Source organism: Bacillus sp. AFS002410, from assembly GCF_002556365.1.
In the GTDB taxonomy this organism is placed as follows: Bacteria; Bacillota; Bacilli; order Bacillales; family Bacillaceae_G; genus Gottfriedia.
Genome location: NZ_NUEU01000009.1, coordinates 1 through 12,950 on the forward strand (window position 1 = coordinate 1; position 12,950 = coordinate 12,950).

At 33.0% G+C, this 12,950-nt stretch carries 17 protein-coding genes; 5 read left to right on the top strand and 12 right to left on the bottom strand.

Features of this window, described 5'->3' with window-relative positions; genetic code table 11:
* Window positions 1-177: 177 nt before the first annotated feature.
* Genes CN692_RS07710 through CN692_RS07725 form a run of 5 tightly spaced genes read right to left on the bottom strand, consistent with a single transcriptional unit; the run spans window position 178 to window position 1,961 of the window.
* Window positions 178-981 carry an ORF6N domain-containing protein gene (locus tag CN692_RS07710; RefSeq protein WP_098118588.1) on the bottom strand — a complete coding sequence of 268 codons (804 nt, stop codon included), beginning with the start codon at window positions 979-981 and terminating at the stop codon, window positions 178-180.
* Window positions 978-1,388, bottom strand: a complete 411-nt coding sequence (locus CN692_RS07715) for a hypothetical protein (protein WP_098118589.1) — start codon at window positions 1,386-1,388, stop codon at window positions 978-980. Before CN692_RS07715 ends, CN692_RS07710 begins: the two co-directional genes overlap by 4 nt.
* A complete protein-coding gene (locus tag CN692_RS26085; RefSeq protein ID WP_179874394.1) occupies window positions 1,372-1,512 on the bottom strand; it encodes a hypothetical protein in 141 nt (46 codons plus the stop codon). Before CN692_RS26085 ends, CN692_RS07715 begins: the two co-directional genes overlap by 17 nt.
* Window positions 1,513-1,707 carry a hypothetical protein gene (locus CN692_RS07720; RefSeq protein ID WP_098119096.1) on the bottom strand — a complete coding sequence of 65 codons (195 nt, stop codon included), beginning with the start codon at window positions 1,705-1,707 and terminating at the stop codon, window positions 1,513-1,515.
* Between the two features lie 20 nt (window positions 1,708-1,727).
* The gene (locus tag CN692_RS07725) at window positions 1,728-1,961 is read right to left on the bottom strand and encodes a helix-turn-helix domain-containing protein (protein ID WP_098118590.1); all 234 of its coding nucleotides are present in this window, start codon (window positions 1,959-1,961) and stop codon (window positions 1,728-1,730) included.
* Window positions 1,962-2,132: 171 nt separating this feature from the next.
* Here CN692_RS07725 and CN692_RS07730 point away from each other — a divergent pair, with 171 nt between their 5' ends.
* The 3 genes from CN692_RS07730 to CN692_RS07740 all read left to right on the top strand — a co-directional run bounded on the left by CN692_RS07730 (window position 2,133) and on the right by CN692_RS07740 (window position 4,490).
* Window positions 2,133-2,492 (top strand): helix-turn-helix domain-containing protein, encoded by a 360-nt coding sequence (locus CN692_RS07730; protein WP_257143990.1) that lies wholly within the window; start codon window positions 2,133-2,135, stop codon window positions 2,490-2,492.
* Window positions 2,492-3,382, top strand: coding sequence for an ImmA/IrrE family metallo-endopeptidase (locus tag CN692_RS07735; protein WP_098118591.1), 891 nt, complete (start codon window positions 2,492-2,494; stop codon window positions 3,380-3,382). The genes CN692_RS07730 and CN692_RS07735 overlap by 1 nt, the downstream gene beginning before the upstream one ends.
* Before the next feature lie 64 nt (window positions 3,383-3,446).
* Window positions 3,447-4,490, top strand: coding sequence for a tyrosine-type recombinase/integrase (locus CN692_RS07740; protein WP_098118592.1), 1,044 nt, complete (start codon window positions 3,447-3,449; stop codon window positions 4,488-4,490).
* A gap of 66 nt (window positions 4,491-4,556) precedes the next feature.
* On the opposite strand, the gene sufB is transcribed toward CN692_RS07740, so the two are convergent.
* From sufB to sufC, 5 genes are read right to left on the bottom strand one after another with little or no spacing between them, the layout of a single operon-like run.
* Window positions 4,557-5,954: a Fe-S cluster assembly protein SufB gene (sufB, locus tag CN692_RS07745; RefSeq protein WP_098118593.1), complete on the bottom strand. Its 1,398-nt coding sequence runs from the start codon at window positions 5,952-5,954 to the stop codon at window positions 4,557-4,559.
* Window positions 5,955-6,000: 46 nt separating this feature from the next.
* Complete coding sequence (gene sufU, locus CN692_RS07750; protein ID WP_098118594.1) at window positions 6,001-6,450, bottom strand: Fe-S cluster assembly sulfur transfer protein SufU; 450 nt, start codon at window positions 6,448-6,450, stop codon at window positions 6,001-6,003.
* Window positions 6,440-7,660, bottom strand: coding sequence for a cysteine desulfurase (locus CN692_RS07755; RefSeq protein ID WP_098118595.1), 1,221 nt, complete (start codon window positions 7,658-7,660; stop codon window positions 6,440-6,442). The genes sufU and CN692_RS07755 overlap by 11 nt, the downstream gene beginning before the upstream one ends.
* The gene (gene sufD / locus CN692_RS07760; RefSeq protein ID WP_098118596.1) at window positions 7,660-8,967 is read right to left on the bottom strand and encodes a Fe-S cluster assembly protein SufD; all 1,308 of its coding nucleotides are present in this window, start codon (window positions 8,965-8,967) and stop codon (window positions 7,660-7,662) included. The genes CN692_RS07755 and sufD overlap by 1 nt, the downstream gene beginning before the upstream one ends.
* Window positions 8,968-8,986: 19 nt before the next feature.
* Window positions 8,987-9,772: a Fe-S cluster assembly ATPase SufC gene (sufC, locus tag CN692_RS07765; RefSeq protein ID WP_091023520.1), complete on the bottom strand. Its 786-nt coding sequence runs from the start codon at window positions 9,770-9,772 to the stop codon at window positions 8,987-8,989.
* A 242-nt stretch (window positions 9,773-10,014) separates the two neighbouring features.
* On the opposite strand from sufC, the gene CN692_RS07770 reads away from it, so the two are divergent.
* A complete protein-coding gene (locus tag CN692_RS07770; RefSeq protein ID WP_098118597.1) occupies window positions 10,015-10,260 on the top strand; it encodes a DUF2164 family protein in 246 nt (81 codons plus the stop codon).
* Window positions 10,261-10,647: 387 nt separating this feature from the next.
* Here the strand turns inward: CN692_RS07770 and CN692_RS07775 are convergent, their stop codons facing one another.
* Window positions 10,648-11,364, bottom strand: a complete 717-nt coding sequence (locus tag CN692_RS07775; protein WP_098118598.1) for a DUF3298 and DUF4163 domain-containing protein — start codon at window positions 11,362-11,364, stop codon at window positions 10,648-10,650.
* 108 nt (window positions 11,365-11,472) lie between these two features.
* The gene (locus CN692_RS07780; RefSeq protein WP_098118599.1) at window positions 11,473-12,555 is read right to left on the bottom strand and encodes a serine hydrolase domain-containing protein; all 1,083 of its coding nucleotides are present in this window, start codon (window positions 12,553-12,555) and stop codon (window positions 11,473-11,475) included.
* A gap of 243 nt (window positions 12,556-12,798) precedes the next feature.
* Between CN692_RS07780 and dltX the strand changes: the two genes are divergently transcribed.
* Window positions 12,799-12,942 (top strand): teichoic acid D-Ala incorporation-associated protein DltX, encoded by a 144-nt coding sequence (gene dltX / locus CN692_RS07785; RefSeq protein ID WP_098118600.1) that lies wholly within the window; start codon window positions 12,799-12,801, stop codon window positions 12,940-12,942.
* The last annotated feature ends 8 nt before the right edge of the window (window positions 12,943-12,950 follow it).

Below are 12,950 nucleotides of genomic sequence, written 5' to 3' on the forward strand. Positions count from 1 at the left end.
AAAATCGAATGAAATTTTCACTTTTCTCTCTCCTATTGCATATTCCAGGAGTCAACGCATATAATGAAGATGTCTATGATTCATTAAGAGTTGACCCTTCTGGTCAGCTTTTTTTATTTGTTTAATTTTAAATATTCCAAATTTATTTCGTATTTTTTCGCAAATTGGGTAAAAAAATTATGATGCTGAATTTATTTGGACCTGATATTTAATTGCTATTTCTTTAACAACAGCTAAATATATTTCTAGTAATCTTTTATCTTCCTCAATCACATCTAGCCTAGAAACTTTATCAATTTTAGATTTAGCTACACCTTCTAATGCCATTTTTCTTTGCTTGTTCGTTAGACGTTGTTTTATATCCGACTTTGCACGTTCATCTAATAATTTGTAACTTTCATTTCTTATTTCTTGGTATTGTTTATGTCCACCAGTTTTACGAGCAATTTTGTTAATAATCTCAGTCGTTTCCTTTCTCCAGTCGATTGTATTTAAAGCAACGATCTCACTGATGTTATGTACCTGTTGTTTTGTTTCTTCTACTGCTTGGCTAAGACGTTTTTGTTCTAAATCATTTTTAGCAAGTGAATTAAAAATTTGACTAAACATTTGTAATTCTGGACTTAGTTGCGAAGTATCAATTGCATTTTGCTTTACATTAAAGTACGTTTCTTCTAAGTTATCGAATTGTTCCCAAGCTTTATCAGTATCTAAAATTTTGCAATGACGATTAGCTCCTCGTTCTGTCCAAAGCATCAACTCACTTGCAAATTTTAGGTTAGTATCTTTAAGATACTTAGCTTTAAATTCCTTCAATTCAGCACCTGTTAATTTATAATAGTGAGTACCTGATACAAATTTATCTTCATTTCTACTAAAACCTTGGCGAATTCTTACTTCATCAGTTTCATATACCATTGCTAATTGTTCAGTAGTTAAAACTCGTTGATTTTGAAAATCTAAAATTGTTAAGTTGGTCATTTCTCATCTCTCCCATTTTTCGAATACACTTCATTTATAAAATCTAAATAATCGTAGTAATTTCTTTCTTTTAATAAAGATAAATAAGTCATTGTTTCATCAAAAACGATCCACCAATTAAGTTCATGCAATTCATAAAATGAATCGTGATCTAATCGAATAGCATTCATCATCAAAATATTTGTGTCTTTTGTTCCTTTTGAAATCTTAGGTGCTAATTTTAACCACTGGTCTAATGATTCTTTTTTTAGGTCATCTACTAGAATTTGCATAACTAACCACTCTAGACCGTCTATTCCCTGTTTTAATTTGTCTTGAGTAATTTCTCTTTCTGCTTGAAATGTTGCTTCAGTGCGATTTAGATAATTTTTAAAATCACTGGAATCCACTTTAATTAATTTCCTCATCTACCCCACCCCATAAATATTTATTAAATAACGCCTTTACACTCTTAGGAGCTATTAACATAAAAGCTAAAAATCCAGCTAAGGCAAAACCAACCATGAAATACATTACTAATAAAGTAGTCATCTAAATCCTCCTTTCCTCTATAGGATTTTGGATAAAAGGGTATTTTTGGTGAAAGAACCCAATTGGTACCTTTCCTCTTTCTACCCAGTAACCCATTCCCTTTAATTCATCATTCATCGCTTTAATGCGAATTTGAGCTGTTCGTAAACTCCCAAAACCGAGAATTTCTTTAACATCATGGGAGTTGTAGTACATTTTCACTTTTGGTAAACCTCCTATGTTGATTCAGTTACCATTTCGGTAAAATTCTGTTCAAAAAAAAGCTCTTCTAATTTAACACCAAGTATCTTCGCGATTTCAGCAAGTATTTCCGCTTTAATAGAACATCTATCAGATTCTAAGTAGTAGTATCCGTTTGCGCTTTTGAACCCAAGTCTCTCAGACATTTCTAGGAGAGTGATTTTTTTCCCTCTTCTTAAATCACGAATCTTTTTATGATCAATTTTCATATGACTCACCTCCTATTAAATTACCATTTTGGTAACCCCTTGTCTTTATAATAAATTACCATTTTGGTAACGTCAACACTTTTTTTACCTTTTAGGTAAAAAATACATTATGTTTTTACCGAGATGGTAAAATACTTATGAAATATAGATAAAGAAAAGGGAGGGGAACCATTGAGTAATTTAGGAAGAACACTGAGGAATCTAAGAGAAAAGAAAAAAATGTCCCAAAAAAGAGCAGCCGAAATAATAATGATTTCAAATGTTCAACTTTCCAGATACGAATCTGGTGACAGAAATCCAGATTTTGAAACACTGAAATTATTAGCTGATTTATATGAAGTCACTATTGATTATTTACTCGGAGTTTCGAAGGATGCTCAGGTTCCTGATAAAGTAGAAAATAATATTTATAAGGAATGGCCACAAGGAGTACAAGTTTTACAGAGAGCTAATGAAAAACTATCTGAAAAAAATAAAAATAAAGTATTAAAGGTAATTCAAGCATTTATTGACGAGGAAGATGAGGATTAATGACTGTACGATTTCAAAAAGTTAGATACCCATTTGTTAACAATAAAGTTAAAATGTTTTTGGCGGCAAACGCGATCACCTCACCACCAGTAAATGTGAAAGAATTACTTGATAAGAATTTTAGGGTGAAGTACACAGATGTTGTTGCAGAAGGAGCCGCTATTTGGGTGCCACAGAAAAAGAAACATCTAGTATTAATCAATCCGAATAATAATTATCGTCCTAGAAACAATTTTACTTACGCACATGAATTAGGACATATTCTTTTAAATCACTTGATTGATCACAATATAGACCAACTTACAGAGAAACAACATTATCTTTTAGAAAAAGAAGCAAATGCATTTGCTGCAGAATTACTAATGCCTTATGAGTGGATTAAAACATATGCTACTCCTCCCCTTTCAAGGCAAAAAGTTAATGGATTAAAAAAAGTTTTTGGTGTTTCAAGATTTGCATTACGGAATAGATTGATAAACACAAAGATTATTACTCTTGAAGAAAGTAAATTTCTTTTTCCGGAAATTGCATTAAATGATTGTAATGATGTTAATGATATTACCGAAGAGGTGACATACGAAGAAATGATAGAATTTCCTGAAATTGATAAAAATATGCGATTTATCAAGTGCACATGCGGAAATGAGGATTTTTCAGAAAATGCCTCATATTGTAAAAAGTGTGCTACGTATTTATATAACGAATGTTTAAATATTAATAATAACTTTGGATGTGGACAAAAAAATGTAGGTGACGCACTTTATTGTGAATATTGTGGACACCAAACAATGATTGGAAAGAAAATGGAAGAAGAATCTGCTAATAACAATAATTATGATTCATGGAATCCATTTGAAGCAGAAAAAATTAACGGTCCATATTCACTTTAACCAGTAGATGGTTTTTATTTTTAAAGCAAAAATAGAACATACATTCTAAAAAAAGGAGAAAATCATGCCTGTATACGAAGATAAAGAACGTAAGACCTGGTATTTTAAAACAAGATATAAGGATCTTTACGGACGAAATAAACAGAAGATGCAGCGTGGTTTTAAAAAGAGAAAAGATGCTATAACAGCTGAAGCAGCATTTATTATTTCAATTCAAAATACATTTTCAGATGAAGTAACAATTGACGAAGTGTTTAATCATAATATCACTTTCAAATCTTATAAAGATAAAACGGTACGTCGTCGGACTAACGAGTACCGTTTCCATATCCAACCTAGATTTGGCCATATTAAAGTAAAAGATATAAATACACAACAAGTCATAGAGTTTAAATCTTATCTAGAAAAACATTTTGATTCACTTAATAGCGCCAGGACTGTTTATAGTAATTTTAAAATCCTAATAAACCATGCAGTTAAATTTTTTAATTTAAAGATAGATCCTACATTAAAAGTCGGGTCAATCGAACGAGTAAAACCGAATATAAATTTTATCAAAAGAGGCGAATTCGAACAAACAGTTGTCGATTTCAACATGCATCATTATGCTGAATTTACAAGATTATTATTTTACACAGGATTGCGTGTTGGAGAAGCTTTAGCATTAACTTGGAAAGATGTCGAACTAAAGAATAATCAATTGTATGTATCTAAAACTCTTGATCATAAAACCCGACTCCCTACTGCTCCAAAAACAAAAGGTAGTGAAGGATTTGTTCCTTTCCCATCGTTTATTGCGGAGATGTTAAAACAAATAAAAAAAGAATCCGAAGAAAAATTCTACGGATTCAATGAGAGCTTCTATGTTTTTGGTGGAATGTTACCATATCACTATGCTCATTATCACAAACACTTTAAGAAAGTTTTTCCTAACTTAAGGATCCACGATTTAAGACACAGTTACGCATCGTATTTAATAAATAAAGGAATTGATATTTATTTAGTAAAAGAACTAATGCGACATGATGATATTAAACAAACTGCCAACACATACGGGCACCTGTATGTTGAACGAAAACACGAAGCTATGAGTGTTTTTGAAGACTAAACGGTATCATATTGGTATCAAACTATGATACCGTTTAAAAATCTCCAATAATAGCAAGGGTTTTACTTACCCGATACTACCTTCCATCTCGAATTTAATCAGACGGTTCATTTCAACTGCGTATTCCATTGGTAGTTCTTTTGTAAATGGCTCAATGAAGCCCATTACGATCATTTCTGTAGCTTCTTGCTCAGAAATACCACGGCTCATTAAGTAGAATAATTGCTCTTCAGACACTTTTGAAACTTTCGCTTCGTGCTCAAGAGAAATGTTGTCGTTTAAGATTTCGTTATATGGAATTGTATCAGAAGTTGATGCATTATCCATAATTAACGTATCACACTCGATATTCGAGCGAGATCCAGCTGCTTTACGTCCGAAGTGTACAATACCACGGTACGTTACTTTACCACCATGTTTAGAAATAGATTTCGAAACAATAGTAGATGAAGTATTTGGAGCTAAGTGAATCATTTTAGCACCAGCATCTTGGTGTTGTCCTTTACCAGCGATTGCAATAGAAAGTGTAAGACCACGAGCACCTTCACCTTTAAGGATTACTGCTGGGTATTTCATTGTTAATTTTGAACCAATGTTTCCATCGATCCATTCCATTGTTGCGTTCGCTTCACAAACAGCACGTTTCGTAACTAGGTTGAATACGTTATTCGCCCAGTTTTGAATTGTTGTATAACGGCAGTAAGCATCTTTCTTAATGATGATTTCTACTACTGCAGAGTGAAGAGAGTTTGTTGTATAAACAGGAGCAGTACATCCTTCAACGTAATGTACGTGTGCACCTTCGTCAGCGATAATTAATGTACGCTCAAATTGACCCATATTTTCTGAATTAATTCGGAAATATGCTTGTAATGGCGTATCAACTTTAATACCTTTTGGTACGTAGATGAATGATCCACCAGACCAAACAGCTGAGTTTAATGCAGCAAATTTGTTATCTGTTGGTGGAATTACTTTTCCAAAGTGCTCTTTGAAAATTTCTTCATGCTCACGTAATGCAGTATCTGTATCAGTAAATAAGATTCCAAGATCAGTTAAATCTTGTTTCATGCTGTGGTAAACTACCTCAGACTCATACTGTGCAGATACACCTGCTAAATACTTTTGTTCTGCTTCAGGAATACCTAATTTATCAAAAGTGTTTTTGATTTCTTCAGGTACTTCATCCCAAGATTTTTCTGTTTTCTCTGATGGCTTTACATAATAAGTAATTTCATCAAAGCGTAAATCAGCTAAATCTCCACCCCATTGAGGCATTGGCATATCATAGAATAATTGTAAAGATTTTAAACGGAAATCTAACATCCATTGTGGCTCATTTTTCATACGTGAGATTTCTTCAACAATTTCTCTCGTTAAACCACGCTCTGAACGGAAGATCGATACGTCACGGTCATGAAAACCATATTTATAATCACTAATATCTGGCAAATTAGTAGACATTATTCATACTCCCTTCTAATAGAAGAGTAGGATTAAGCTCAGAGGATTATTCCTCTGATTTTAAGCCCTTCTCCATCGCTTTCCATGCAAGTGTTGCACATTTAATTCGAGCTGGAAACTTTGAAACACCTTGTAATGCTTCAATATCATCTAAATCAATCGATTCATCATATTCTTTTCCAAGCATCATATCTGAAAATATTTGAGCAAGTTTTAAAGCTTCCTCTATTTTTTTACCTTTAATTGCGTGAGTCATCATTGAAGCTGATGCCATTGAAATTGAACAACCTTCACCGTCGAAACGAGCGTCCGATACAATTCCATCATCAACTTTTAAGCGAAGCTCAATTCGATCACCACAAGTCGGGTTATTCATGTTTACTGTTAAATCGTTTTCTGATATAGCCCCTACCCCTTTATTACGAGGGTTTTTATAATGGTCCATAATCACACGACGATATAATGCATCAAGATCAATATTTCGATTAATAGACATCGCTAAAGTACTCCTTCGTTTTTACTAGTCCTTTTACAAAAGCATCTACGTCTTCTTTTGTATTATACAGGTAAAAACTTGCACGAGCAGTAGCTGATACCTTTAACCATCTCATTAATGGTTGAGCACAATGATGTCCTGCACGAACAGCAATTCCTTCTACATCTAATACAGTTGCAACATCATGTGGATGAACATCTTCCACATTAAACGTTACTAAACCTGCACGATGCTTTGGACCATAAATTGTTACACCCTTCACAGTAGATAACTGCTCAAGTGCGTAATTCGCAATCTCATGTTCATGCTTTTCGATATTATCCATACCGATTTCAGTTAAGAAATCAATTGCAGCTCCTAAACCAACCGCACCAGCAATGATTGGTGTTCCACCTTCAAACTTCCAAGGTAGTTCTTTCCAAGTAGAATCTTGTAAGTCAACGAAATCAATCATTTCCCCACCAAATTCAATTGGCTCCATATTTTCAAGAAGTTGTTTTTTACCATAAAGTACCCCAATACCTGTAGGTGCACACATTTTATGACCTGAAAAAGCGTAAAAATCGCAATCTAAGTCTTGAACGTCTACCTTCATATGTGGCGTACTTTGAGCACCATCAACTAGCATGATTGCTCCATGCTCATGAGCAATTGCTGCAATCTCTTTAACAGGGTTAATTGAACCAAGTACATTTGAAACGTACATAATCGCAACTATTTTTGTATTAGAGTTAATTGTAGCTCTTGCTTGCTCAACGCTGATTGTTCCATCTTCTTCTAATGGAATATATTTTAATATTGCTCCAGTAGCTTTAGCAACCTGTTGCCAAGGAATAATGTTACTGTGATGTTCCATATAAGAAATCACGATTTCATCTCCAGCTTCAAGGTTCGTTCTTCCGTAACTAGCAGCAACTGTATTGATTGCAGTAGTAGTACCTCTAGTAAAAATAATCTCTTCAATCGATGATGCATTTATAAATTTACGAACTTTATCACGAGCTCCCTCGTATGCATCAGTAGCTTTCGTTCCTAGAGTATGTACACCTCTATGAACGTTTGAATTAATTTCTTTATAATAGTTAGCAACAGCTTCGATTACTTGAACTGGTTTTTGTGAAGTTGCAGCACTATCCAGATATACTAAAGGATGTCCATTTACTTCTTGATTTAATATCGGAAAGGCTTCACGGATTGCTTTAACATCCATTACTTAACTTTCCTCTCAATTACATCAACAAGCATTTTTTTAACTTCTTCAATTGGTAATTCCGAAACTACAGGTGCTAAGAATCCGTGAATAACTAAGCGCTCTGCTTCTTTCTTCGGAATACCGCGACTCATTAAGTAGTAAAGTTGAGTTGGATCTACTTTACCAACTGAAGCAGCATGACCTGCCATTACATCATTTTCATCAATTAATAGAATTGGGTTTGCATCACCACGAGCTTTTTCACTAAGCATTAATACACGAGAAGTTTGTTGTGCATTAGACTTAGAAGCACCATGTTCAATTTTACCAATACCATTAAAGATTGAAGTAGCAGCATCTTTTGATACACCATGTTTTAAGATCCAACCTTCAGATCCTTTACCAAAGTGGATAATGCTTGTCGTAAAGTTCTGAGTTTGCTCTCCACGACCTACAGTTACCATTTTCAAGTCACCGAAAGATCCGTCTCCAATTAGGTTTGTAACATTTTCAAAAATTGAGTTTCCATCGTTCATAAGTCCAAGTGCCCACTCAATTTTGCTATCACGACCTGCGTGTCCACGACGAACAACATATGCAGTAACGCCTTTAGCTAAAGTATCAACAGCACCATAACGAACTTTTGCATTATCTAAAGTAATTACTTCTGTTACAACATTTACAACAGCCGCATCTAAATCTGCAGATGTAGAAACATAGTTTTCAACATAAGTAACTTCACTGTTAGCTTCAGCAACAACAAGAACGTGGTTATATGCAGGAACAGTTTCACCGTCTACTACGAAAATAGATTGGACTGGTTTTTCTAATACTACATTTTTAGGAATGTATAAGAAAGCTCCACCGTTAACTAATGCTGCATGTAGAGCAACTAATTTATTTTCATCGACTTTAACAGCCTCTGTCATAAAATATTTTTTCACAAGATCTTCATGATCTTTAATTGCAGTGTGTAAATCTACGAATACTACACCTTTTTCTTTCGCTTCTGAAGAAAGAGAGTGATATACTGCAGACCCATTATATTGTACGTAAACTGATTGATCAGCGTCTTCATTCATTAAAGCTGTTACTGATTCCGGTAATTGTTCCTTCGTAGGAACATTGCCAGTTGTAACATTAAATTCTTTTCCAAAGAAATCCCATTTAGAGATATTTGTTTTATCTGGCTTTGGAAGAGAAAGTGATTCAGCTTTTGCAAGTGCATTTAAACGGAACTCTGTGAAATATGCAGGTTCGTTTAACAGTGCAGAAAGCTGCTTTACTGTTTCTTGACTAAATGGAATTGTAGTACCAGTTGTCATGCGAATCCCTCCTATCCGATTAAGCTTCTTGCCCAACAGTCTCGTCTTCGATACCTAACTCTTGTTTAATCCAGTCATATCCTTCAGCTTCTAAACGAGCAGCTAATTCAGGACCACCTGATTTTACAATGCGACCTTGCATCATTACGTGAACGAAGTCAGGAGTAATGTAGTTTAATAAGCGTTGGTAGTGAGTGATGATTAGGCAACCAAACTCTTCTCCACGCATTTCGTTAACACCTTTAGAAACAACTTTTAACGCATCGATATCTAAACCAGAGTCGATTTCATCAAGAATTGCAATCTTAGGTTGAATCATCATCATTTGAAGAATCTCATTACGTTTTTTCTCTCCACCTGAGAAACCTTCATTTAAATAACGTTGAGCCATTTCTGGATCCATTTCTAAGAATTCCATGTTTTTATCTAAAGTACGGATAAATTTCATTAAAGAAATTTCATCGCCTTCTTCGCGACGTGCGTTCACTGCAGAACGTAAGAAATCTGCATTTGTTACACCGCTAATTTCACTTGGGTATTGCATAGCAAGGAAAAGACCAGCTTGAGCGCGCTCATCAACTTCCATTTCTAATACATCGTTGCCATCAAGCTCGATGCTACCACCAATTACCTCATATTTAGGATGACCCATAATAGCAGATGATAAAGTTGATTTACCAGTACCATTTGGTCCCATGATTGCGTGAATTTCTCCACCTTTTACTTCAAGGTTTACACCTTTAAGAATTTGCTTTCCTTCAATAGCTACTTGAAGGTCTTTTATTTTTAATGTAGAAGCTCCCATTTTACACCCTCCATAATAATACAAATAAAATTCTATAAAATAGAAAATGGCTATTTTAAGTTCATTCTCATTTTATTCTCATTCTAATCTTAAAGCAATTAAAAAGTATTTTCAAGCTGTGCACTATTTTACCAAAAAAGTTTTATTCCGTGTAACTTTTTTTCACAAAAAAAGAATAAATAAAGATACTATATATATAGGAAATAAAAATCTAATATTACATCTATAAAAAGGAGAATTTTATGTCTAAATCAACAAAGCTCTCACCTGATCAACAGAAATTTGCGATAAACCAACTACAAACATATTTCTTAAACGAAAGAGACGAAGAACTTAGTGAGTTAAGTTCTATGCTGCTATTAGACTTTATATCACAAAAACTTGGACCAATGTTTTACAACAAAGGAATCGAAGACTCACAAAGATTCATGGCCGAACGAGTTGAAGATCTTTACGCACTATTATTAAAAGAACAGATTGAAGATTAGATTTTACACACTCTGTCGTACATACTTAATTTAGATTATTCATTATTTATATAGTTGTTCAATTTATTCTTTTTATTGTTAAAACAAAACTATGATTTAATGCAGACTATACCATTATTCACGAAAAAGCCTAATTTCATAAATCAAATTAGTAAATAATTAAGGGAAAGAACCTTCTTTTAAATGAAGGTTCTTTTTTCGCTGTTGAAAAATGAACTTGTCAATCGATCAGCAATATAGTTTCAATGTAATAAAAGCTGTATGTTGTTCAAATTCTCGCTTTCCATGGGGCGAGATTCCCTTTTCCAATATTGAACAATGTATATTTCACCACAAAACACAAAGAACCTTCGTCTAAAAATGAAGGCTCTTTTTTCGTGGTGAAGTTTATTGATAAACCTGAACAGGTATAAAGACTTCAGGCATACCAGCAGCGTATGCAGCTACTTCGTATTCTTTAAAAATCAACTTGATTCCTGCATGGTCAAATGCCCATAGTCGATTTTTATCACTTAAGTCAATCTCATTAGGAGATTTTATTAAAACATATCCTTTATATTTCTTTTGCAATTGTTGATAAGCATATTCTTGTACTGATTTTGTATTTTCGTTAATTAATTTTGATAGTGGAACTATTTCACCGGTTTTAACATCAAAATTATATGTAGTTCCTGTAGTCATTCCATGCGCTCCACCTGTGTATGAATATTCTTTATAAATGATACTTAATTTATCAAGATTATTATAAAGTACTTTATAAGTAAAAACATATTCATAAGGTCTCCATGGACCTTGGCTAGAATCCCATTTTGCCTTTGCTTCTTTCTCATCTTCCAATAGTTTTAAACGATTATTATTGGCTGTATCTGCCCCTTGTTTTAAAAGATTATTTATCGTTTGTTGAGCTGTTGAATTAGGTGCTCCACTGATTTGTGGATATTTAATAGGTGCATCATTTAGTTTTTGTTCACTGATTTTAATATGTCGGGTTAATGCATTTTCCTTGATTGGTGTTTTTGTTTCGGCATTACTAGACAAAGTAAAGCTCAAATTAATACTCCCAATCATTAGCAATAATAAGAAATAATAAACAAGTTTTTTCACTAGACTCCTCCTACTTTCTTTATCAAAAAATAGTATGAGTATCTTTTAAAGGATTTATGAAATAATTTGCTATCTGTATAAGAGTATTCTAGTAATCATCAAATTCTATTACACTAATTTAAACAATTTCATTGCTACATTAAGTGTATTTGGTTTCATTTTTTGACTATTAGAAAAGACGATTACAATTGTTTTTGAGATTGGATCGAAGACATTTATACAATCAATTCCACGAAATACTCCATGATTATATACATATCCCCCTTTAATATAAATTCCGAAAGCATAATGATGTTGATATGGCTTAGTAAATTGAACAAAACTTTTACTGGATATTAGTTTATGCGATAAGAGTGCCTCGTCCATTTTTTGTATTCCTGTAACTGTTGAAAAAATATCACCACAGCCTAGTAGGTAGCTAAAATTCGGAAGTCGTAATTGCTTCGGTTCGCTGTTAGTTTGAATTAATTTATATCCTATTGCATGATTCTCATTTTTGTAAAAATCATTCCCTTGTCCAATTTCAGTAATATTCGCTTTATCAAAAATATTTGTTTTAACATTTTCTCCATATGATTTTCCAGTTACTTTCTCAATAACGTAAGCAAGTAACATATAATTTGCGTCATTATAGTCCCATTTGTTTAACGGTTTATACTGACTATTTGATTTAACTATTTCCTTAATTAGATTGGTTGATGAAATCGTATTAAATAACTCTTTTTGCAGTTTAATTCCAGAAGTATGTGAAATTAAATGAAATAAAGTTAATTTTGATCCATTCGGAAAATTCGGTATGTATTTTGAAATTGGATCGTTAAAAGAGATCAAACCTTTTTCTTTTAATTGCATTAACGATGTGGCAACAAAAAATTTAGAAATCGAAGCAACTGGATAATAAGTATTTGGTGTATTCGGTAACTGACTAGTGACATTTCGATATCCATATCCCTTTTTAAGAATATTTTCTTCATTTTTTCTAACAAGTACCACTCCGTTAAAATGAATCTGCCGTAAATAGGTATCCATTGCTCTCGTATTCTTATTTTTGTTAGTAGAAAATTCCGTTTTAACCTCTTTAAAGTGACTCGAAACCTTTGCCTTAGTAGGGCTTTTATGCCAGATAAAACTACAAAGAGGAAACATTACAATAAAAAAACAAGTTATCACTAATAGATAAAACTTTTTCATCAATCCACCATCCCTGTAGAGTAGAGATTTTTAGGAACCACTATCCTTCTTCAACAAAAATCACCTTTACTTAATTGTAATAACGAACTCGTCCATTAATCTTTATATTTTCATTAGAAAAAATTTACCTTAATTTTAATAATTTATTATCTAACACTTAATTAAAAGGGTGTTTGGTTAATTTTTTATTTTTTCTACGGTGTTATAATACGTCTAGCTAAAAATTAGGAAAGGTGAAAACAAATGGACAAAATCCATATTTTTCGTTCAAAAACCTTAAGATTTTTGTTTTATACTGCATTTTATTTATCAATTTTACTTGCACTACTGTACTTGTATGGATTTAAAGATGCTTTTACTGGCACCTATATATATAACGATTTTTAGGACGTGAA